The organism is Kitasatospora sp. NPDC059599 (genome assembly GCF_042735125.1).
GTDB lineage: Bacteria > Actinomycetota > Actinomycetes > Streptomycetales > Streptomycetaceae > Kitasatospora.
The window spans coordinates 1-21,486 of record NZ_JBHWCL010000021.1; the positions used below are offsets into that span (position 1 = coordinate 1).

Genomic DNA, 21,486 nt, shown 5'->3' on the forward strand with positions numbered 1-21,486 from the left:
GCTCCCGACAGCCCCGACGGGGCCCGCGCGCTCCGACGCGGATCGGGCCCGGCCCGGCCCGGCCGTCGGGCAGACGTCGCCGGTGGCCGGGACGTTGTTCCCGTCAGGGCGAGGACTCGGGGCGCACGGCGGCCGGGCCGGCGCCACCGGCCCGGCGGGGTCCGGTCGAGGACGACGACGCTGACCGGTGTCCGGCTGTTCACCTTGTCCGTCCTCCCGTCAGCCGCCTCCCGCCAGCCGCCGCCCGTCACCGCGACCCCGCGGCACGGGACTCCGCGACCGTGCCGGTCACCGGCGTCGCGGTGACGGGTTCGAGCTCGGCGACCGACTCGTCGGGAGAAGCAGGTGACCCGGAAGATCGGTTCGAGGAGTTCGGACATCAGCGGGCGGCGCGCGTCACCGCCCGCATCGTGCGCCTCGGTGGCACGACGTCACGTGACCCGGTTCACAGGGAACTCCGGGAGGCGAGCGGACAGGGGTGGACATGGAACTGTCACAACGCGCGCGATTGCGCGCCGGGGACCAGGACGCGCTCGGCGAACTCTTCGACGAGCACGCCCCGGCCGTGTACGGCTACGCGCTGCGCACCCTGGGGGACTGGGCGGCCGCCGAGGACGTGGTGTCGCTGACCTTCCTGGAGGCCTGGCGGCTGCGCGGGAAGCTCCACGAAGGTGACGACGACCTGCGGCCCTGGGTGTTCGGGATCGCCACCAACGTGCTGCGCAACACCGCGCGGGCGGCCCGGCGGCACCGGGCGGCGATCTCGCGCCTCGCCGAGCGGGAGCCCGTCCCGGACTTCGCCGACGAGCTGGTCTCCCGGATCGACGACGGCGACCGACTCGCCGCGGTGCGCCGCGCCCTGCCCGGCCTGCGCCGGTCCGAGCGCGAGGTGTTCCGGCTGTGCGTGTGGGTGGGGCTCGACTACGCGTCGGCCGCGCAGGCCCTCGGGGTGCCGGTCGGCACCGTCCGCTCCCGCCTCTCCCGGGCCCGGGCCCGGCTGCGCTCGCTCGCGGAGGACGAACTGACGGAGGGCCGGGAACCGGCTCCCGCCGTCGGACAGGTACGGGGTGGCGGCTTCGGTGCCGCCCGGTCGATGCAGGAGGACATCCGATGAACAACCCGCACGAGACGCTCTCCGCCGACCGCCGACGTCTTCTGAGGGAGCACCTGATGCGTGAGATCGCCATGGACGCGAAGGCACCGAGGCCGCGGAGGAGGCTGGTCTGGCTGGTCGCCGCCCCGCTGGCGGTCGGCGCGCTGGCGGCCGTCACCCTGGTCGTCCCCGGCGGGCACCACGGTGCCACCGCACCGGCGGCCCCGGCGTCCTCGGCGGCGACGCCGACGCCGGCGACGGGCACACCCCTGCCGGAGCCGACCGATCCCGCCGGGCTGCTCAGCCGGGCTGCGAAGGCCGTCGCGAGCCGTCCGGCCCCCGCGGCCGGGAACGCGCAGTTCGTGTACTCGCGGGAGATCCAGGACGGCGCCCGCCAGCCCGTGCACGAGCGCTCGTCGTGGCTCTCGGTCGACGGCAGGTCGGAGGGCCTGATCGTGGACCCGACCATGGGCGACGGACGCACCACCTGGCACGCCGCCCTGTCGGACCGGCCCGGGGCCCACCGGTCGGCCGGCTTCGACGTCCCGACCTACGAGTTCGTCTCCCGGCTGCCCACGGACCCGCAGCAGCTCCTGCAGCAGCTGCTCGCCGCCGACCGCTCCAACGCGGTGGCGGGAATGCAGATGACGCCGAAGCTGCGCAACCAGATCGCCTTCGGGGACATCCAGATGATCTTCCAGAACGTCTCGGCGCCACCGGCCGTCGCGGGCGCGCTCATGCAGGCGGCCGCGAAGATCCCCGGCACCTCCGTGGTCGCGGACGAGGCCGACGCGAACGGCCGACACGGCGTCGCGGTGGTCGGCACCAACGGCACCATGCGGGTGTCCCTGATCTTCGACAAGGACACCGGCGCGTTCCTCGGCCTGCGCGAGGTGCTGCTCGCCGACCTCCCGCCCGCCGGCCCGGACGGCCTCCCGCCCACCGGCACCCCGTCCCCGGGCGCCGGCAACGGCAAGGGGTACGACTACGCCACGGCCGTCCTCGCCTCGGGCATCGTCGACCACGCGGGCGACAGCCCCAAGGGCTGAACCCCGCACGCACGCACGGTCGGTACGTTCGACGCGGGAAGACGCCGTGGTGACCCGGATCGGGCGCCACGGCGTTCCGCCACAGCGACTTTATGTGGGTTGCGCCGTTCGCGCGCCTTCCGCTAGCGTCGGCGACGTCTGCCATCGACACGGAAGGAGTGGCGAGAAGCCGAACGATCTGCGAAGGACCGCGATCGACACGTCCGTTGAGGACTGATCGACGGTCGAGAGGGCCGATGAAGGCCGGAGTCGGGCACAGGATCCGACCACCCCATCTCCGCTGCCGTAGCAAGCAGCGTTCTTCAGCGAGTTCGTTACGCGTGCTCCCACTTCGGGCGATGCGCCGCACCGCGGCGCCGCTCCTCGATGACAAGGCTTCCCCATGTCCTCCCGCTCCTCCGAGCCTGCCGTCGGCGCATCCGCCGCACCCGCCTCCCCGGCCAGGACCAACGTGGTCGTGCTGACCCTGATGGTCGCGGTCTTCCTCTCCCTGCTCGACACCCAGATCGTCGCCACGGTGCTGCCCCGCGTGGTCGGCGACCTCGGCGGACTCGACCGGTTCGCCTGGGTCACCACCGGTTACCTCATCGGTGGCAGCGCCGCCGTGCCCGTGTCCGGCAAGCTCGGCGATCTCTTCGGACGCAAGCGCGTCCTCATGGCATCGATGGCCGTGTTCCTGCTCGGATCCGCCCTGTGCGGACTGGCACAGACGATGGGTCAGCTCGTCGCCTTCCGCGTCCTCCAGGGCATCGGCAGCGGCGGCCTGTTCATCTGCGTGCTCGCGGTCATCGGCGAGATGTTCCCGCCGCGTGAAGGCGCCCGGTACTACGGCTGGTTCTCCGTCACCTTCGGAGCCGCTTCGCTGACCGGCCCCTCCCTCGGCGGCATCCTCACCGAACTCGCCGACTGGCGTTGGGTGTTCTTCGTCAACCTGCCCGTCGGCGCGATCGTCCTGCTGGTCCTCTCCTCGGCTCTGGACCTGCCCGCCCGCCGCCGGCAGGCACACCTCGACTACGGCGGAGTGATCCTCCTCGTCCTGGCGATCGTCGGCCTCAACCTCTTCACCGGCCGGGCCGGCGTCGACCGTGCCTGGACCTCCCCGGTCACCGTCGGCCTCGGCGCCGGAACGGTCATCGCCACGGCGCTCTTCATCCTGTCGCAGCGCCGCGCCACCGACCCGGTGATTCCACTGCGGCTGTTCGCCGACCGGACCTTCGCCACCGTCGTCGTCATCGGCTTCGTCTCCGGCTTCGTCGGCCTCGGACTGATCAACTACCTGGTGCTGTGGCTGCAGACGGTCCTCACCCTCGACGTCCGGGAATCCGGCTTCGCCCTCACCGCGATGATGCTCGCCGTGGTCCTGGCCTCCTACGTCAGCACCAGGGTCATCGGCCGCACCGGCTCGTACCGCTGGTTCCCGGTGCTCAGCATGGCCGTCTTCGCCGTCACCGCGGTGCTGTTCTCGACGGCCGGGCCTTCGACCCCTCCGCTGCTCGCCGTCGTCTACCTGCTGCTGTTCGGTGCCGCCGGCGGCCTCAACTCGCAGGCCCTCACCCTCGCCGCCCGCAACACCGCCGGCGTGCGGGACATCGGTGCCGTCCAGGGCACCGCGACCCTCGTGCGCCAGCTCGGCACCGCGCTCGGTGTCTCGTTCTTCGCGGCCGTCACGACCGGCCGGCTCGGCAGCGGACTCGACCGCCTCGACAGGTCCGGTGTGCACATCGACCGGGACGACTCCCTGTCGCCCCGGTTCGTCGGCACGCTGCCCGCCCCGCTGCGGCTCGAACTCGCGGGCGTCTACGCGGACTCGCTGCGGGTCGTCTTCCACGCGGTCGTCCCGATCGCCCTGATCGGACTCGTGGCCTCGCTGTTCCTCAAGGACATCAGGCTCGCCGGCCGACCCGCGCCGACCGAGCCGACGGCGCCGACCGAGCCGACGGCGCCGGAAGGGTCCCGGTCCGCCGACTCCGGCGCGCCCGCCCGCAGCACCTCCTGACGCACCGCCCGGCGCACTTCCTGACGCACCCGCCCGGTGCACTTCCTGACACGCCACTCGACGAGTGGCCTCCCCGCCCGGTGCCCACCGTGCGGCACACCCCTGACAAGGAGCACACGCATGATCCTCATCACTGGCGCCACCGGCAACGTCGGCAGCGCACTCACCGCCCGGCTCGCCGCCGACGGCGTGCCGGTGCGGGCCATGACCCGGTCGCCCGGGAAGGCGACCTTCCCCACCGGCGTCGAGGTCGTCGCCGGGGACTTCGACAAGCCGGAGACCCTGCCTGCGGCGCTCGCGGGCGTCGACCGGGTCTTCGTCGTCCCGCCGGGTTACGGCCCCGAAGGCCCGGTCCAGGAGGCCGCCCTCGTCGCCGCCTCCCGCGAGGCCGGAGTTCGGCACCTGGTCAAGCTCTCCACCAGCGGCGTCGGCTTCGGCGCCACCGACCCGCTCACCTCCGGCCACCGTGCCGGCGAGCAGGTCATCCGGGAGTCCGGCCTCGGCTGGACGGTCCTGCGCCCCGGCACCTTCATGGTCTACCTCCACGGCTACGCCGACACCATCGCCAAGGAGCGGACCATGTACGTGACCGAGGGCGACCCGGTCTCCGCCATGATCCACCCGCGCGACATCGGCGCGGTCGCGGCCGAGGTGCTCACCGGCTCCGGCCACGAGGGCCGGGCCTACACCCTGACCGGCGGTGAGGCGCTCAGCCCGCAGCGGCAGGGCGAGATCATCGGCCAGGTACTCGGCCAGGAGGTCGCCGTCGTCGAGCGCACCGCCGCCGAGACCCAGGCGGAGTTCGACCGCCTCGGCTGGGGCGGCCCGCGCCTCGCGGCCCTGCTCGAACTCAAGCGGCAGTCCGCTGCCTGGGACTGGCACGTCTCCGACTCCGTCGAGCGGATCACCGGCACGGCGCCGTTGCCCCTGCGCACCTGGGTCGACGAGAACATCCACATCTTCGGCTGAGCCGATCCGCACACGGCACGGGGCTGGTGCGGGCGGGGCGGCCCGGGCCCGCCCCCCCCGCCCCCGCGGGGGGGGGCGAGGTGCCCCCGGGGGGTGAGCAGGGGGGGCGGGGGGGCGGCCGCGCGGGCCCCCCCCCCCCCCCCCAGCCCGGCACCGAGGGAGGGCGACGTGTTCCCCCGGGCGGATCAGAGGGAGCGGAGGTGGGACTCGGCGGAGTCGAGGGTGTAGAAGCGTCTGATCCGGTCCGAGGAGCCCGGGATGCGGACGTACCGGTGGTGGTCGAGGTCCCAGAGGGCCCAGCATTCCAGCATGTAGAAGTGCGGGCTCCTGGCGTCGATCAGGCGGATCTCGTACCGCTTGGGCGGGTGGGTCGGTTCGGCGCTCACCGGCGGGTCACCTGGACGAACCCGCCGGCCTTCTCGACGTGCCGGGCGAAGGCGTCGAACTCGCCGTCGAGGGGCGAGACGGTCGCCTTGGACGCGATCAGGATCGCACCGGCGGTCCTGTCCGTGATCGTCTGCAGGGCGGCCAGGAGCAGCGGGCGCTGCTCGGGGCACTTGTCCGTCTCGTCGTCCACGACGGTCAGGGAGACCTCCCACCCGAAGGCGAGCGCGTAGTCCTCACAACTCCGCATCTCCACCTCGGGGAAGGCGACACTCTTCTTGGCGAGATAGATCACCACCGGGAAACGCTCGATGGCCCTGGGGGAGCCCACAACTCGGGGCTGGCGCAGCATCAACGCCCACTCCTCTCCGTAGTGAAACGACTACCGGGAGCGCCAACTGTCCTCTAGGCTTGGGATCCCTTCAACCTGTCAGACGTGCTCGGAGAACGCCCATGAACAAGGTTGAGCTGGACCCCGATTCCTCGCCCAGCGCAGAGTTCGGCGCCTTTCTGCGCAGTTCACGAGAGGCGCGAGGGTGGCGGCAGGACGATCTTGCAAGCATCATCGGCTACTCTGCCACGCACGTCTCTGCCGTTGAAACTGGCCGACGATCTCCAACTTCGCGTCTTGTGCGAGAGCTTGACAAGGCGTTTGGATGGGAGCGGGTCTTCACTCGCAAAGCCCTCGACGTCAAGGAGACGGCACTCCTCGCAGGCTTTCCGGAGTACGTTGTGCAGGAGTCGAAGGCTGCGGAGCTGAGGTTGTTTGATCTCGGCATCGTTCCCGGATTGCTTCAGACCACCGACTACGCGCGGGCCATTGCGGCGGGGGCGGTGCTCCGAAACAGCATTACGCAGGACCAGGCCGATGAACGGGTGGCATACCTTTCGCGAAGGCAGGCAGCCCTGCGTCGTGACCCCTCGCCAATGGTTCACGCTGTCCTGGACGAGAGTTGCATCCGACGCCCGGTCGGCGGATCAGCCGTCATGGCTGCCCAGTTGGATGAGCTCGTCGCCTTTGCCAAACTGCCCCACACCGTCCTCCAAGTGGCTCCGTATGCCATGGGCGAGCGGCGAGCATTCGACCTTCCGGTGAACATCATCACCCTTCCTGATCGCTCGCTGATGTCCTACGCCGAATCGGCACAGCAGGGGCATCTGGAGCGGGACAGCGGTGCGGTGCCGCCGCTCCTTGCGTCCTACTATCAGCTACAGGCCCTTGCGCTCTCGCAGGCGGACTCTGTGGCCATGATCAGGCAGCTAAGGAAGGAACTTCCGTGACCGCCAAGGAACCCACGTGGTTCAAATCCAGTTACAGCAGCAACGGCGGGAACTGCATCGAAGTCTCGTCCGACATCCCCGGGCGGGTGCCGGTTCGGGACTCGAAGGATCCCGAGGGGCCGGTGCTGGTCTTCCCGGTCGGTGCCTGGTCGGCCTTCGTTTCGGCCGTCCTCGATGGGGAGTTCGGCGCCGTCTGAACAGAGGAATGCACCGCCCCGGCCGGGTGGCCGGGGCGGTGTGCGTCGTTGCGGGCGGCGACCGTTGTGAACACGTACGGTGGTCAGGGCCCCGCCTTCCTGTCCGTTCGAAGCGATCGTCCTGCACGTACTTCCGCGGCGCTCCGCACGCTTCTACCGTTGCTTCATGCAGCGAGTTCTGATGGACCGTTCGAACCCGGACGTGCTCGACCTGGTTCTCGCGGAGCGGGGCGGCTCGCTCCGGTACGCTCTCACGGCTTCGCTCCAGGCCGGGATCGCGGTGCCGGTGCTGTTCCTGCTCAGCGTGTTCGTCTCCCTCCCCCTCTACGTCGTCATGCTGTTCGCCGGCACCGGGTGGGGCCCGGTGTGGGCGGCGGCCGGGATCCTCGGTGGGGCGGGCGCGGTCGTCGGGTGGGTGCTGCTGGTCCGTGCGATCTTCCGTCACGTGCACCGGCTTCGCTTCTCGCCCTGCACCGGGCCGGCCACGGTCGTCCTCGTCCGGGGTGCCCGGGCAGACCGGCCGATGCCGATCACCGAGGTGCGTCGGATCCTGATCGACCACTCCATCGAGGAGCCGTACGACGGCGACCCGCGTCCGAGGTCCGTCACCGTCACGGTGACCGTGGTGCTGGGGCGCGGCGAACTCCCCCAGCAGTCCCTGCCGCAGGACACCGACGCCACCGCACTCCACCGCGAGCTGTACGAGGCCCTCTCCCCGACCGTGACGGTGGACCTGCACGTCCGCCACCGGCAGCGCCCCGAGCCGCCGCCCCCGCCCCCGGTCTCGAAGCGGTCGGCGGGCGACGGCTGGTGGGGCGCGATCGGGCACGGCGGTTCGACCGGCGGGGGTGGCTGCTGAGCCTGCGAGGTTGCCGAGGTCGCCGAGGTCGCCGGGGATGTCCGGGACGTTCGGGAGTCGAACGTACAATCGCCGGACGACTGGGCACGGGAGGGTGCGGTGGGACACTTCGAGGGCTTCGACGTGACCGGGTTCTGGGACGATTCCGCCTACGCGCTCAGGGCGTACGTGGAGGAGGCGCCGCCCTCGCGGGAGTCGGTCGAGGCGTTGGAGGTCGAGCTCGGCGGGTACCGCCTGCCGGACTCCTACGTCGCGCTGATGACCGCGCACAACGGCGGCATTCCGACCCGCACCTGCTTCCCCCTGGCCGAGCCGAACTCCTTGGCCGAGGATTACGTCGAGATCACCGGCATCCGGGGCATCGGGCGGGTGCGGCCGCAGTCGCTCGGCGGCGAGTTCGGCAGCCTGTTCTGGATCGACATCTGGGGGTACCCCGACATCGGTGTCTACTTCGCCGACACCCCGTCGGCGGGCCACGACATGCTCGCCCTCGACTACCGCGCGTGCGGCCGGCACGGTGAGCCGACGGTGGTGCACGTCGACCAGGAGAACGACTTCGCGATCACCCTGCTCGCCGAGAACTTCGAGGCGTTCGTCACGGGCCTGGTCGACGAGTCCGTCTACGACACCTCGGAGCAGGACCGGCTTGCCGCCCTGGCCACGGTGCGCGACGGCAGCTTCTCCCCGGTCCTGCTGCGGGCGTTCCGCGAGGTCGCGGACGTGCTGCCCGACGCGGACCGGCGGCTGCGGGCACTCGCCGAGGCGGTCGTGCACGACAAGGGGCACTTCTCCCTGCACGCCGACCCGCGCTCGATGCTCATGTACGACTACCTGTTCTGGCTGTTCACCAGCTTCAACCGGGTCGACGCCCTTGCCTGGTACCTCGGGTTGCCCCCGCAGGACGAGCGGTCCTACGCGCGGCCGAGGTTCCCGCTCATGGTCGCCGGCTTCGGCCCCGCGGCCGAGCCGTACGGCTTCCGCACCGGCGGGTACGCCTCCGCATTCCTCGAAGAGTGGTGGAACTCCCGTACCGCCTCGGGCCGCCTCGTCGGGACCGGCGACGACGGCTACCGCTTCACGGACGCCGCCGTCGCCGCACTGCTCCACGAACTGGCCGCCGTGACCGGGGAGGACGGGTAGCCGTACCGGACAGGGTGACGGCGTGTCCCGTAGGGCCGGCTCCCGGGCGGCCGCAGCGGTGTGCGGGCCGGGAGTCGCCCCGTTGAACGGACGTGGTGCGTGCCGGGTTCAGTCCGGGGCGGGGCCGGTCGAACCCGGGAGGGGGTGCCGTCCGTGCTACGGGGTGAGGCCGGGCGGCAACCGGCCCGAGGACGGATGCGGGAGGACAGCGATGGCCTGGTACCAGGGGCCGAGCCGGATCACGGTGACGGCGGTGGAGGGGCGGTTCCCGCAGCGGGCGGTGGTGACGGTCCGGGGCGCGGCGCCGGTGGAGCTTGCCGGGGAGGTCGGCGCCGTCCACCTCGTCGACGCGGAGAGCTGGCAGCTCGACCTGGAGCACCGCCACTTGGGCGACTGGTGCCCCAACATCCGTGCGGTGCAGGGTCGTTGGCAGGAGATCCGGGGTGTGCTGACGCAGGTCGTGCACAGTCGCAACCGTGATACGGCGGGCGATCGTCAGGACCGCAACCTGGTGCTGCGGATCGAGCGGGTCGTGCCGGGCGGCGACGAGTCCCCGGCCGTGACCCGTGCCCCCGCCGCGCGTCGGACCACCGCCGCGCACCACGTCCCGGCGGTCTCCGCGGGCTCGGCCGCGCCGCGTACCTCGGCCGGTGGGCCGGGTGGTACGACGGCGCCGGGTGTGCGGACGAGCGGCTCGGGCGTCCGGGTCACCGGCTCGGGCGGTCCGGCCGGGACCACCACCTCGACCACGTCCTGGAGCGGCTGACCGGACCGGCCGGCGGGGTCGGCGCAGTCGGTGCGGTCAGCGGGGTCGGTGCGGTCGGCGGGGGCAGGGTGCGGGCCGGGCCTGCACCGGTTCCATCCGGCCCTGTTCGCCGGCGAGTTCCGGGGCTCGCTCCCGGTGCTCGTGCGCCGGCCAGTCGTCCCGGGTGCGGCCGGGTTCCGGCGCCCGGTGGACCTGCGTCGCGGTCTGCGTGCGCGGCTCCGGTGTCCTGTTCTGTCGCCCGCCTCCCGGTCGCAGCTGATCGGGCGGGTGGCAGGCGTCCCGGGCGGGTTTCGGCCACCTTGCGCGCCGGGCTGGACTTCATGGACAGGTGTCCAGCTATTCTGGACACCTGTCCATGAAGTCTGGAGCCGATGATGCGCGTGACCGCCGATGTCCTGGTCGCCCTGGTGGCCGTCCTGCACGGGTACTTCCTGGTGCTGGAGATGTTCCTGTGGGAGCGCAGGCCGGGGCGGGAGCTGTCCGGCTTCGACGCCGCCCTCGCCCGCACCACCGCACCGCTCGCCGCCAACCAGGGCCTCTACAACGGCTTCCTCGCCGCCGGGCTCGTCTGGGGCCTGGCCGCCGGGGGCTCGACCGGCCACCAGGCACAGCTCTTCTTCCTGGTCTGCGTGGTCGTGGCCGGCCTGTACGGCGGCGCCACCGCGAACCGCCGCATCCTGGCGGCCCAGGCGCTGCCCGGCGCGCTCGCGCTCGGCGCCGTCCTGCTCGCCGGATGAGCGCCGCCCAGGATCCCCGGGCCGCCCAGGATCCCCGGACCGAGCGCACCCGGGCCGCGCTGCGCCAAGCGCTGCTGGAGGAGTGCGCGGAACGCCCGCTGGCCGAGGTCAACGTCGCCGCGCTGGTGCGCCGGGCAGGGGTCGGCCGGGCCACCTTCTACGTGCACTACGCCGACCTGGAGGCGCTGGCGGTGGACGCCTGCGCGGACGTGGTCCGCGCGGCCGTGGACGCGCTGCACGCCTGGCGCGGAGTGCCCGATCCTGCGGTCCCGCCGCCCGCGCTGACCGGGTTCTTCGCCGAACTGGCCCCGCATGCAGCCCTCTACCGTGCCCTGCTGGCGCCGGGCGGTGGCGGCCCGCTGGGCCTGGTGCTCACCCGTGACCTGCGCGAGCGCAGCCGCACCGAGCGGGCCCTGGCCGGGGCACCGGAGCCCGATCTGGTGGCTGCCGCCGTGGCGGGCACCTTCACCGGGGTGCTCGCGGACTGGCTGCACGGCCGGATCGAGGCGGCTCCGGAGCGGATCGCGCACCAGGTCTGGCGACTGCTGATCTCGCTCCACCGCACGCCGCAGCTCTGAAGGTCCGGGCGTCAGGCGACACCTCCGGGCCGGCGCCTCCGGGCGACGGGACGCGCGTGCCGCAGCGGGCCGGGCGGGCCGCTGCGGCGGAGGCGGGCGCTATTGGGAAACTTTCCTAACGAAAATCGTTGACCGGGGAGCCCGCCGCCCCCGATCCTGTGAGACACCCGTCGCGGGCCGGCCGCCGCCGTCCGCGCGGGCGTTCGCGCCTCCCTGACCTGCCGTCACCGTCCCGCTGGATCGACGAAAGTGAGTTGGCATGCGCAAGACCACCGGAGTCCGCCCGACAGTCGGAGTCCGTCTCACCGCCCCGCTGCTGGCCGCCGCCCTCGGGCCCGCCGCGCTCCTGCTGGCCCCCGTGGCCTCCGCGACGGCGGCGCCCGCCGCGGCGGCCGTGCCCGGGATGGCCGCCGCGCCGTACGAGTACCTGGGTTGGGGCAACCCGCAGAAGCCGACCGACGTGATGAAGGCGGCCGGGGTCACGTGGTTCACCCTGGCGTTCGTCCTGTCCGACGGTGGCTGCAATCCGGCGTGGGACGGCAGCCGGGCGCTGTCCGGCGGTTCCGACGAGGCCGCGATCAAGTCGATCCGGGCGGCCGACGGGGACGTCGTGGTCTCGGTCGGGGGGTGGAGCGGGAACAAGCTCGGCGAGAAGTGTTCCAGCGCGGGCGCGCTGGCCGGTGCGTACCAGAAGGTGATCGACGCCTACAAGCTGAAGGCGCTCGACATCGACATCGAGAACACCGAGTTCGGCAACGCGACGGTCCGTCAGCGGGTGGTCGACGCGCTGAAGATCGTCAAGACGAAGAACCCCGGCATCGTCACCTACGTCACCCTGGGCACCACGCCCACCGGCCCGGACGCCAACGGCAAGGACCTCATCAAGCGGGGCGCGGCCGCGGGCCTGGCGAACGACGGCTGGGTGATCATGCCCTTCGACTTCGGCGGCCACAGCGGCAGCATGGGCCAGGCGACGGTCAGCGCGCTGGACGGGCTGAAGGCGGCGGTCAAGAGCGCGTACGGCTACACCGACGACGCGGCGTACCGGCACATCGGCGTCTCCTCGATGAACGGGAAGACCGACGAGGCGGGGGAGACCGTCACCACCGGCGACTTCCGCACCATCCTCGGGTACGCGAAGCAGCACCACCTCGCCCGCTTCGCCTTCTGGGCCGTCAACCGGGACCGCGCCTGCGGCTCCGGTACGGACGCCGACGCCTGCAGCGGAGTCGCGCAGTCCCCGTACGAGTTCACCAGGATCGTCGTCCAGTACCGGGGCTGAGGCGCGTCGGCCTCAGGGCTCCTGACGGTCGATCTGGTGCTCCCGGACCAGCCAGAGCGCGAGGACGGCGCCCACCAGGCTGACCAGCCCGCCGAGCAGCAGCACCAGGTTGAGGCCGTCCAGGAAGCCGGCCCGGGCGGCGGCCACGGCCACCGCCCGGGCCGGTTCGGGGAGCGCGGCGACCGCCTGCGGGAGGCTGCCGTCGGAGGCGGCCTCGATCAGCTCGCGCGGGCGGGCGCCCGCGGCGATCGGGGTGCCCGCCGCGACCTCGCGGACCGTGTGGGAGCCCCGGGCGACGAAGATCGCCCCCCAGACGGCGATGCCGACCGCGATGCCGACCTGCCGGAAGGTGTCGTTGATGCCCGCCGCCATGCCGCTCTTCTCCTTGGGCACCACGCTCACCGCGACGTCGGCGATCACCGGGTTGATCAGGCCGATGCCCGCGCCGCCGACCAGGAACCCGGCCAGCAGGCCGGTCCAGGTGTCGTCGGGCTTGATGCCGCCCATCAGCAGCATGCCCGCGCCGACGGCGATGAGGCCGACGAAGAGCATCAGCCGGGCCGGCGCCCGGGAGAGCATGATCCCGGCGACCGGTGCGACGAAGAAGCTGAGCACCGTGATCGGCAGGTAGCGCACACCCGCCGCGAACGGGGAGAGCCCGAGGTAGTTCTGCAGGTAGAGCGTCAGGTAGAGGAAGAGCGCGAACAGCGAGCTGGACACCGCGAACGCGGCCAGCTGCACGCCGGTGAACGCGTGCCGGCGGAACAGCCCGAGCGGCAGCATCGGCTCCGGCACGCGGCGTTCGACCAGGACGAAGACGGTCAGCAGGGCGGCCGCGCCGATGAACAGCCCCACGATCAGCGGGCTGCCCCAGCCCTCGGTGTTGCCCCGCACCAGGGCGAGGACGAGCAGGAACAGCCCGGTGCTGAAGGCCGCGACCCCGGCCCAGTCGATCCGGGTGGCGTTCGGGTCGCGGCTCTCCGCCAGCTTGAGGTAGGTGACGACCAGGGCGGCGGCCCCGATCGGCACGTTGAGGTAGAAGATCCACTCCCAGCCCAGCGAGTCGGTGAGCGCCCCGCCGATCAGCGGTCCGACGGCGACGGCCATCCCGATCGTCGCCCCGTAGACGCCCATCGCGGTGCCGCGCTCGCGGCCGGGCGGGAACTCCTGCGCGACCAGGGCGAGCGAGACCGCGAACATCACCGCACCGCCCACCCCCTGCACCGCGCGGGAGACGTTGAGGAAGACCGGGTTCGGCGCCAGCGCGCAGAGCAGCGAGGCGAAGGAGAAGATCACCAGCCCCGCGGCGAAGGCCCTGCGCCGCCCGAGCCGGTCGGCCAGCGAACCGGCGGTCAGGACCAGGGCGGCCAGCGAGAGGGCGTAGGCGTCGAACACCCACTGCAGGTCGGTGAAGCTCGCGCCCAGGTCCCTGCGGATGGACGGCAGGGCGACGTTGACCACCGTGATGTCGAGAAGCAGCATGAACGTCGCGACCGACACGGCGATCAGCGTCCACCACTTGCGTTGCACGGCTGCCGGTCTCCTTCGACGGGGGATACGGGGGCACGCCGACCGCGGTCGGCGGCGGTGTGGCGTCGACCGTATGCGCGGCTGCGGCCCGGACCCGGGCCGACACGACCGGGCGCGCCCCCGGAGGCCCCGTCCGGTCGAGACCTCCGGCATCCGGGGTGCCGGTTCCGGCGGGAGTTCCGCGGGAGTTCCGCGCTCTCTTGACGAGTTAAGTAACGTTCCTTAACTTGATCCCGCGACCTTCCCGACCTCCCCGCGACCTTCCCGACCTCCCCGCGACCTCCCCGCCCCCCTGCTCCGCTCCCTGCTCCATCCCCCGCTCCGTCCCCCACCTCTGGAGCCACCCGTGGACTCAGGCCTCACCCGGAGAATCGGCCTCTTCCAGGCCACCGCGATCAACATGAGCCAGATGTGCGGCATCGGGCCGTTCGTCACGATCCCGCTGATGGTCGCCGCCTTCGGCGGCCCGCAGGCCGTCATCGGCTGGCTGGCCGGCGCGCTGCTCGCCCTCGTCGACGGCCTGGTCTGGGCCGAACTGGGCGCCTCGCTGCCCGGCGCCGGCGGCACCTACGTCTATCTGCGCGAAGCCTTCCAGTACCGCACCGGGCGGCTGATGCCGTTCCTGTTCGTCTGGACGGCGATGCTCTTCATCCCGCTGATCATGTCGACCGGCGTGCAGGGCCTGGTGCAGTACCTCGCCTACCTGTGGCCGGGCATGACGACCGTCCAGGGCGACGTTGTCGGCGTCGCCGTGCTCGCCCTCGTCCTGGTGCTGCTGTGGCGCACGGTCGAGGACATCGGCGCGATCACCGTCGTGATGTGGGTCGTGATGATCGTCTCCGTCGGCGCGGTGATCCTGGCCTCCTTCACCGGCTTCCACCCCTCGCTGGCCTTCACCTGGCCCGCCCACGCCGTCGAACTCACCCACGGCGCGTTCTGGACCGGCTTCGCCGCCGGTCTGACCATCGGCATCTACGACTACCTGGGCTACAACACCGCCTCCTACCTGGGCGCCGAGATCAGGAACCCGGGCCGGGTCATGCCCCGGGCGATCATCCACTCGATCACCGCCATCATGGCCGTCTACCTGCTGATGCAGGTCGGCGTCCTCGGCGTGATCGACTGGCGGGACATGCTGGACCCGGACAACGTGGCCTCGAAGTCCGTCGCCTCCGCGGTGCTGGAGAAGACCTGGGGCAGGGGCGCCGCCGACACCGTGACGGTGCTCATCCTGGTCACCGCCTTCGCCTCCGTCCTCGCGGGCCTGCTCGGCGGCTCCCGGGTGCCGTACGACGCCGCCCGCGACGGGATGTTCTTCCGCTCCTTCGGCAGACTGCACCCCCGGCACGGCTTCCCCGTGCTCGGCCTGGTCGCCATGGTCGCGATCACCGCCGCCGGCTTCCTGTTCGCGCGGCACATCGGCGACACCTCCGCGCACCCGCCGCTGAGCATCCTGATCGCCCTGCTGACCAGCGTCATGGTGATCGTCCAGGCGCTCGCCCAGATCGCCGCCGTCACGGTGCTCCGCAAACGCCAGCCGCACCTCGCCCGCCCGTACAAGATGGTGCTCTACCCGCTGCCGAGCATCGTCGCCGCCATCGGCTGGCTGGTCATCTACGGCTACGCGGACAAGGCCAACGAGGGCGTCCACCCGATCGAGTGGTCGCTGGCCTGGGTCGCCCTCGGCGGCCTCGCCTACCTCGTCTGGTCGAAGGCCGAGGGCGCCTGGCCGTTCGGGCCGAAGGAGATCCGCGAGGAGTACCTGGAGGCCCAGCAGGTCCGGGAGGCCGACGCCCTCGCCGGCCCCTGAGGGCCCCCGGGAGTCAACTCGCCCTCCTCGCCGCGTACTTCCCCCACGTGGCGCAGGCAGGACAACCAACTCGTCCGGGGCGTCGAGGCGCTGACGCCCGGACCGGGTGCGGACGGCGCGCCCTGCCCGCCCGGGCGCGGTCCCGGGCGGGGCGGGGCGGGGCGGGGCCCTGCGGGCGGCCCGGGCGGGCGGGTGAGCCTGTACGGGTACTTCGTCGCGCGGCACGGGCCGGGCGGCATGTCGTGGTCGGATGCGGCGGTCCCGGCCCCCATGATGGCCGCGTCCGCCGCCGACCGTCGTCCAGGAGACCTCGCATGCCCCGACGGGCCACCTTCCCCCGCCGTTCCGCCCTCGCAGCCGCCGCCGCGGCAGCCGTCCTGACCTCGGTCACGGCGTGCGGATCGGATCCCTCCACCCCCACCGCCGCCTCCACCTCCCCGGGGAGCAGCGCGTCGATCGCGTGCAACGGATCGGGCCAGCTCCTCGGCGCCGGTTCGACGGCGCAGGCGAACGCGATCGACCTCTGGAAGAACACCTTCGGCGCCGCCTGCCCGAGCATCATGGTCAACTACAGCGGAGGCGGCTCGGGCGCCGGCGTGCAGCAGTTCAACGAGGGCAAGGTGGCCTTCGCCGGGTCCGACGCCGCCCTGAAGCCGGCCGAGGTCGACGCCTCGAAGCAGGTGTGCCCCGGAGGCCAGGGCATCGACCTGCCGATGGTGGCCGGCCTCGTCTCGATCGTCTTCAACGTGCCCGGCGTGGACAAGCTCGTCCTCGACGGGCCGACCATCGCCAAGATCTTCGACGCGCAGATCACCAAGTGGAACGACCCGGCGATCACCGCGCTCAACCCCGGCGTCACACTGCCCGACACCCCGATCCAGGCCTTCCACCGCTCCGACGACTCCGGCACGACCGCGAACCTGACGGCCTACCTCGCCGCCGCGTCGAACGGTGCCTGGCCGTACCCGCCGAGCAAGACCTGGGCGGCCAACGGCGGCCAGTCGGCCAACGGCAGCGCCGGCGTCTCGGCGCAGGTCAAGCAGGTCGAGAACTCCATCGGCTACGTGGAGCTGTCCTACGCCCAGACCAACAACCTGAAGAGCGCGGCGGTCAACACCGGCGCCTCCCAGCCGGTCGACGCCACCGCCGCCAACGCGGCCACCACCTTCGCCAAGGCCCAGTTCGCCGGGACGGGCAGCGACCTGGCCCTGAACCTCGACTACGCGACCAAGGACGAGGGCGCGTACCCGATCGTCCTGGTCACCTACGAGATCGTCTGCGACAAGGGCAACAAGGCCGCCAGCCTGCCCGCCCTGAAGTCCTTCCTGACCTACACCTCCAGCGACGCCGCCCAGCAGGCGATCGGCGCGACGGGGTACGTCCCGCTGCCCGCGGAGATCACCACCAAGGTCAAGTCGGCCGTCTCCCAGCTCTCCTGACCCCGCCGCCCCGCACCGCCGCCCAGAACTGCTGTCCCGCACCGCCCCTGCACCGCTCCGGCACCGCCGGGGCGGTGCCGCACGTCCGGGCCGGCGAGCAGCCGGAGGCCCGAGCGGCGGCGACGAGGACACTGCGTGACCGACGCCGACCGCGCCCTCCCCGCGCACTCCCCGTGCCCTCCCCGTGCGGTGCCCGTGCGGTGCCTGCGGGCGACGGCTCGACCTCCGGGAACACCCGGGAGCGACCTACCATGAGAGGCGAGGTCTGCTCGATCCCCGCACCCGCCCACGGCGACACGGCAGGGAGGCCCGCATGGAGTCCGGGAACGGATTCGGTCCGGTGGACGGCGCACGCTATCCGCCGATCTCCGAACACGGCCTGATCGGCGACCTGCGCACCGCCGCGCTGGTCGGGACCGACGGCACCATCGACTGGTACTGCTGCCCGCGCTTCGACGCACCGAGCGTGTTCGCGTCCATCCTCGACGCCGACAAGGGCGGATCGTTCGAGCTGACCGCCGAGGTGCCGGCCCGTACCCGCCAGTTCTACTTCCCCGACACCAACGTGCTGATCACGCGGTTCTACGCCGCCGACGGCGTCGCGGAGATCCAGGACTTCATGCCGGTCGTCGACGAGTCGCGCGAGGCGTCCAGGCACCGGCTGATCCGGCGGGTCGTGTGCGTCCGCGGCGTCCTCCCGTTCAGGGCGCGGATAGCCCCCCGCTTCGCCTACGGGACCGAACCGCACACCGTCGGCATGCAGGCGAACGAGGCGGTCTTCGAATCCCCGTCGCTCTCCCTGGCGCTGACCTCCACCGCGCCGCTCGACACCGACGGCACGGACGTGTGGTCGCACGTCAAACTCCTCGAAGGCGAGTCCGTGGTGTTCGCCCTCGACCGGATCACCGACGACGTCCACCCGAGGGCCTGCCCGCGCGCCGAGGCGCAGGCACAGGCCGAGGCGACCGTCCGGTTCTGGCGCCAGTGGCTGGGCCGCTCCCGCTACCGCGGCCGGTGGCGGGAGATGGTGCACCGCTCCGCACTGGTGCTGAAACTGCTCACCTACGCGCCGACCGGGGCGATCGTGGCCGCGCCGACGACCAGCCTCCCCGAGCGCGTCGGCGGGGAGCGCAACTGGGACTACCGGTACGTGTGGATCCGCGACGCCGCCTTCTGCGTCTACGCCATGCTGCGCCTGGGCTTCACCTCGGAGGCCGAGGCCTTCATGAACTTCGTCTCCGAGCGGGGGATCATGCGCGGCGGGGGCACGACCGGACCGCTGCAGATCATGTACGGCATCGACGGCCGCACTGACCTGCCCGAACGCGAGCTGTCCCACTTCGAGGGCTACCTTGGGTCCGCCCCGGTACGAGTGGGGAACGCGGCCACCGGCCAGCTCCAGCTGGACATCTACGGGGCGCTGATCGACTCCGTGTACCTGTACGACAAGTGGGGGCAGCCCATCAGCAGTGCCCACTGGGACGAGGTCGGCGCCGTGGTGGACTGGCTCTGCGACCACTGGGACCAGCCCGACGAGGGCGTCTGGGAGACCCGGGGCGGCCGGAAGGACTTCGTCTACTCGCGCCTGATGTGCTGGGTGGCGATCGAACGTGCCGTCCGGATCGCCAACCGCCGCGGCCTGCCGGCCGACCTCGCGCGCTGGCAGCGGAGCCGGGACGCGATCTACCGGCAGATCATGCGACAGGGCTGGTCGGCCGAGCGCGGGGCCTTCGTCCAAGGGCTCGGCGACGACGTGCTCGACGCGTCCGTGCTGATGATGCCGATGGCCAAGTTCGTCTCGCCCACCGACCCCAAGTGGCTCTCCACCCTGGACGCGCTCACCGCGGACCTGGTCTCCGACTCGCTCGTCTACCGCTACGACCCGGAGGCCAGCCCGGACGGCCTGCACGGCACCGAGGGCACGTTCTCGATCTGCTCCTTCTGGTACGTCGAGGCGCTCACCCGCGCCGGACGCCTGGAGGAGGCCCGGCTGGCCTTCGAGAAGATGCTCACCTACGGCAACCACCTCGGCCTCTACGCCGAGGAGATCGGCCGGACCGGCGAACAACTCGGCAACTTCCCGCAGGCGTTCACCCACCTCTCGCTGATCAGCGCTGCCTTCAACCTCGACCGGGCCCTCGGTTGAGCCCGCGTCCTCGGTTACGTCCGCGGCCTCGGTTGAGCCCGTGCCCTCGGTTGAGCCCGCGCCCTCGGGTGAGCCCGCGCCCTCGGCTGAGCCCGCGCCCTCGGCTGAGCCAGTGCCCCGGCGCTCCGGCCATGGCCCCGCCGCGGGGCCGGCCGGACTCCGCCCGCACGCTCCTCGTGATCGCGCACGGGAGGAACCGGACCCGTAGGCCGAATGCTCCTGCCGGGAAAGCCTGTTGACGACCCGTCAGTCGGAAGCGGGCCGGTCCTCCAGGTGTGCGGCGAACTCGTTCACCCGGACCTCGGCGATGCGTTCGTAGCGGGCCAGGCGGTCGCCGTCGGAGGGGCCGACGCCGAAGGCCACTTCGGCGAAGCCGAGCCGGCCGATGGCCTGCGGCACGTCCGGGTCCCCGGGGGCCAGCAGCCGGACCGGGTCGCCGATGGCCAGGGTGTACGGGGGGACGAAGAACTCGTCCGGGAGTACCGTCCGGGCGTGGACGAGCCCCGCGACGGCGACGACCGTGCCGGCGCCCACCCGGGCCTCCTGCAGGACGTTGGCGGAGGTGGCCAGGTAGGCGCAGCGCTGTACGGTGCAGCCCAGCAGGGTCGCGTGCGGGCCGACGAACACGTGGTCGGCGAGTTCGACCGGCTGGTCGGCGGCGACGGCGGAGGCGCGCAGGACCGCGTTCTCGCACACGACCGTCGCCTCGCCGACCTCGATGTGCGAGCCTTCCGCGTCGAGCACGGCGCCGTACATCACCCGTGCGCGGGGGCCGATCCGGACGTCGCCGACGAGCGTGGCGGTCGGTGCGACGTAGGCGGTCGGGTGGACCTGGGGGGCGGCGCCGCGGTGCCGGATCCGGATGCCCTGCGAGTTCGTGTTCACAGGCGGGATTGTCGCGGACCGCCGGGCGAGCGGCTGGCGGATTTCGGACACGTCGTTCGGGCGCCCCGCCCAGCCCTGCCGACCCCGGGACGCCGGGACCGGCACCACGACCGACACGGCACCACGACCGACACGGCACCACCACCGAGGCGAGCGCCGGAGCCAGTAGCACTGCGGCCGCGCTCGCGGAGCAGTTCCGCACCGTCCCGGGCACCGCCGACCGGGAGCCGTTCCGCTGGCTGCTCGCCGCTGACGCGCCACGGTCTGCTTCGTGCGGGACGGGCGGATCGGCACGTCCGAGACGTACCTCCCGGACGTGCCCGACGCGGACGCCTTCTTCGTCCGAGGGCTCCGGCGCGCGCCTGCGGGTGGTGCGGCGGCCCACCACCCGCAGGCGACGGTGGGTCAGGCGACGGTCAGGACGATCTTGCCGGTGGTGCGGCCCTGTTCGCCGAGTTCGTGGGCCTTCGCGGCCTGCTCCAGCGGGAGGACCGTCTCCACCACGGGCCTCAGCGCGCCGCGCTCGGCGAGGGCCGCGATCTCGCGCAGGCCGAGGTGGTCCGGCTCGACCAGGACCCACACAGCGCGCACCCCGTCCGGGGCGGCGGGCAGGTCGTCCGGCCCGGGCAGGGTGACGAGGCGGCCGCCGGGCCGGAGCACGTCCAGGGAGCGCTTCGCGGTCTCGCCGCCGATCCCGTCGAGCACGACGTCGACGTCGGACACGGCGTCCTCGAAGCGCACCGTCCGGTAGTCGACGACCTCGTCCGCGCCCAGCTCGCGCAGCAGGTCGTGCTTCCCGGCGCTGGCGGTGCCGATGACGTACGCGCCGCGGGCCTTGGCGATCTGGACGGCGAAGTGGCCGACCCCGCCGGCCGCCGCGTGCACCAGCACCCGCTCCCCGGGGCGGACGTCCGCGGTGTCCACCAGGGCCTGCCAGGCGGTCAGCGCGGCCAGCGGCAGTGCCGCGGCCTCCACGTGGGTGAGGGCGGCGGGCTTGCGGGCGAGGTGGCGGGCCGGCGCCACCGCGTACTCGGCGTAGGCACCCGCCTGGCGCGGGAACAGCGGCATCCCGAAGACCTCGTCGCCGGGGCGGAACAGGCCCACGCCCGGCCCGACGGCCTCGACGGTGCCGGACACGTCCCAGCCGACCGCCGGCACGTCGCCCCACTCGATGAGGGCGCCGCCGGCCCGGGTCTTCCAGTCCACCGGGTTCACGCCGGCGGCGTGCACACGCACCAGGACCTCGCCCAGCCCCGGTTCGGGGCGCTCGACCTCCCGCTCGACCAGGTTCTCGGGTCCGCCCCACTGCTCCACGACCACCGCGCGCATGCTGTCCTGCCTCGTT

Annotated in this window: 20 protein-coding genes; 15 read left to right on the forward strand and 5 right to left on the reverse strand. The window is 72.4% G+C overall.

Annotated elements, in window-relative coordinates; all coding sequences use genetic code 11:
* Positions 1-484: 484 nt before the first annotated feature.
* The 4 genes from ACFV04_RS10665 to ACFV04_RS10680 all read left to right on the forward strand — a co-directional run bounded on the left by ACFV04_RS10665 (position 485) and on the right by ACFV04_RS10680 (position 5,107).
* Positions 485-1,114, forward strand: coding sequence for an RNA polymerase sigma factor (locus ACFV04_RS10665; RefSeq protein ID WP_380528296.1), 630 nt, complete (start codon positions 485-487; stop codon positions 1,112-1,114).
* Positions 1,111-2,142: a CU044_5270 family protein gene (locus ACFV04_RS10670; protein WP_380528298.1), complete on the forward strand. Its 1,032-nt coding sequence runs from the start codon at positions 1,111-1,113 to the stop codon at positions 2,140-2,142. Before ACFV04_RS10665 ends, ACFV04_RS10670 begins: the two co-directional genes overlap by 4 nt.
* Before the next feature lie 382 nt (positions 2,143-2,524).
* A complete protein-coding gene (locus ACFV04_RS10675; protein ID WP_380528300.1) occupies positions 2,525-4,138 on the forward strand; it encodes an MDR family MFS transporter in 1,614 nt (537 codons plus the stop codon).
* A gap of 120 nt (positions 4,139-4,258) precedes the next feature.
* On the forward strand, positions 4,259-5,107 hold the full coding sequence (locus ACFV04_RS10680) for an NAD(P)H-binding protein (RefSeq protein WP_380528302.1): 849 nt from the start codon (positions 4,259-4,261) through the stop codon (positions 5,105-5,107).
* A 185-nt stretch (positions 5,108-5,292) separates the two neighbouring features.
* Here ACFV04_RS10680 and ACFV04_RS10685 read toward each other — a convergent pair whose 3' ends face one another.
* Positions 5,293-5,493, reverse strand: coding sequence for a hypothetical protein (locus tag ACFV04_RS10685; RefSeq protein WP_380528304.1), 201 nt, complete (start codon positions 5,491-5,493; stop codon positions 5,293-5,295).
* Positions 5,490-5,843, reverse strand: a complete 354-nt coding sequence (locus ACFV04_RS10690) for a hypothetical protein (protein ID WP_380528305.1) — start codon at positions 5,841-5,843, stop codon at positions 5,490-5,492. The genes ACFV04_RS10685 and ACFV04_RS10690 overlap by 4 nt, the downstream gene beginning before the upstream one ends.
* A 101-nt stretch (positions 5,844-5,944) precedes the next feature.
* On the opposite strand from ACFV04_RS10690, the gene ACFV04_RS10695 reads away from it, so the two are divergent.
* The 8 genes from ACFV04_RS10695 (at position 5,945) to ACFV04_RS10730 (ending at position 12,331) form a co-directional block, all read left to right on the forward strand.
* The gene (locus ACFV04_RS10695; RefSeq protein WP_380528307.1) at positions 5,945-6,772 is read left to right on the forward strand and encodes a Scr1 family TA system antitoxin-like transcriptional regulator; all 828 of its coding nucleotides are present in this window, start codon (positions 5,945-5,947) and stop codon (positions 6,770-6,772) included.
* Positions 6,769-6,969 carry a DUF397 domain-containing protein gene (locus ACFV04_RS10700; RefSeq protein ID WP_380528309.1) on the forward strand — a complete coding sequence of 67 codons (201 nt, stop codon included), beginning with the start codon at positions 6,769-6,771 and terminating at the stop codon, positions 6,967-6,969. Before ACFV04_RS10695 ends, ACFV04_RS10700 begins: the two co-directional genes overlap by 4 nt.
* A gap of 166 nt (positions 6,970-7,135) precedes the next feature.
* Positions 7,136-7,828: a hypothetical protein gene (locus tag ACFV04_RS10705; RefSeq protein ID WP_380528311.1), complete on the forward strand. Its 693-nt coding sequence runs from the start codon at positions 7,136-7,138 to the stop codon at positions 7,826-7,828.
* A 99-nt stretch (positions 7,829-7,927) separates the two neighbouring features.
* Positions 7,928-8,968, forward strand: coding sequence for an SMI1/KNR4 family protein (locus tag ACFV04_RS10710; RefSeq protein WP_380528313.1), 1,041 nt, complete (start codon positions 7,928-7,930; stop codon positions 8,966-8,968).
* A 211-nt stretch (positions 8,969-9,179) separates the two neighbouring features.
* Positions 9,180-9,734, forward strand: a complete 555-nt coding sequence (locus ACFV04_RS10715) for a hypothetical protein (RefSeq protein ID WP_380528315.1) — start codon at positions 9,180-9,182, stop codon at positions 9,732-9,734.
* A 374-nt stretch (positions 9,735-10,108) separates the two neighbouring features.
* Positions 10,109-10,471 carry a DUF1304 domain-containing protein gene (locus ACFV04_RS10720; protein ID WP_360256407.1) on the forward strand — a complete coding sequence of 121 codons (363 nt, stop codon included), beginning with the start codon at positions 10,109-10,111 and terminating at the stop codon, positions 10,469-10,471.
* Entirely contained in the window at positions 10,468-11,049 is a 582-nt protein-coding gene (locus tag ACFV04_RS10725; RefSeq protein ID WP_380528317.1) for a TetR/AcrR family transcriptional regulator, read from the forward strand. Before ACFV04_RS10720 ends, ACFV04_RS10725 begins: the two co-directional genes overlap by 4 nt.
* A gap of 259 nt (positions 11,050-11,308) precedes the next feature.
* Entirely contained in the window at positions 11,309-12,331 is a 1,023-nt protein-coding gene (locus ACFV04_RS10730) for a chitinase (RefSeq protein WP_380528319.1), read from the forward strand.
* Positions 12,332-12,343: 12 nt separating this feature from the next.
* Here ACFV04_RS10730 and ACFV04_RS10735 read toward each other — a convergent pair whose 3' ends face one another.
* Complete coding sequence (locus tag ACFV04_RS10735; RefSeq protein ID WP_380528321.1) at positions 12,344-13,861, reverse strand: MFS transporter; 1,518 nt, start codon at positions 13,859-13,861, stop codon at positions 12,344-12,346.
* 400 nt (positions 13,862-14,261) lie between these two features.
* On the opposite strand from ACFV04_RS10735, the gene ACFV04_RS10740 reads away from it, so the two are divergent.
* The 3 genes from ACFV04_RS10740 (at position 14,262) to ACFV04_RS10750 (ending at position 19,256) form a co-directional block, all read left to right on the forward strand.
* Positions 14,262-15,671, forward strand: a complete 1,410-nt coding sequence (locus ACFV04_RS10740; protein ID WP_380528406.1) for an APC family permease — start codon at positions 14,262-14,264, stop codon at positions 15,669-15,671.
* Positions 15,672-15,985: 314 nt separating this feature from the next.
* Positions 15,986-17,110, forward strand: a complete 1,125-nt coding sequence (pstS, locus tag ACFV04_RS10745) for a phosphate ABC transporter substrate-binding protein PstS (RefSeq protein ID WP_380528322.1) — start codon at positions 15,986-15,988, stop codon at positions 17,108-17,110.
* Positions 17,111-17,423: 313 nt separating this feature from the next.
* Positions 17,424-19,256 (forward strand): glycoside hydrolase family 15 protein, encoded by a 1,833-nt coding sequence (locus tag ACFV04_RS10750; RefSeq protein WP_380528323.1) that lies wholly within the window; start codon positions 17,424-17,426, stop codon positions 19,254-19,256.
* A 246-nt stretch (positions 19,257-19,502) separates the two neighbouring features.
* Here the strand turns inward: ACFV04_RS10750 and ACFV04_RS10755 are convergent, their stop codons facing one another.
* Together ACFV04_RS10755 and ACFV04_RS10760 are read right to left on the reverse strand one after the other, a co-directional pair.
* The gene (locus tag ACFV04_RS10755) at positions 19,503-20,141 is read right to left on the reverse strand and encodes a gamma carbonic anhydrase family protein (protein ID WP_380528324.1); all 639 of its coding nucleotides are present in this window, start codon (positions 20,139-20,141) and stop codon (positions 19,503-19,505) included.
* A gap of 405 nt (positions 20,142-20,546) precedes the next feature.
* Positions 20,547-21,470, reverse strand: coding sequence for an NADP-dependent oxidoreductase (locus tag ACFV04_RS10760; RefSeq protein ID WP_380528326.1), 924 nt, complete (start codon positions 21,468-21,470; stop codon positions 20,547-20,549).
* Between the last annotated feature and the right edge of the window lie 16 nt (positions 21,471-21,486).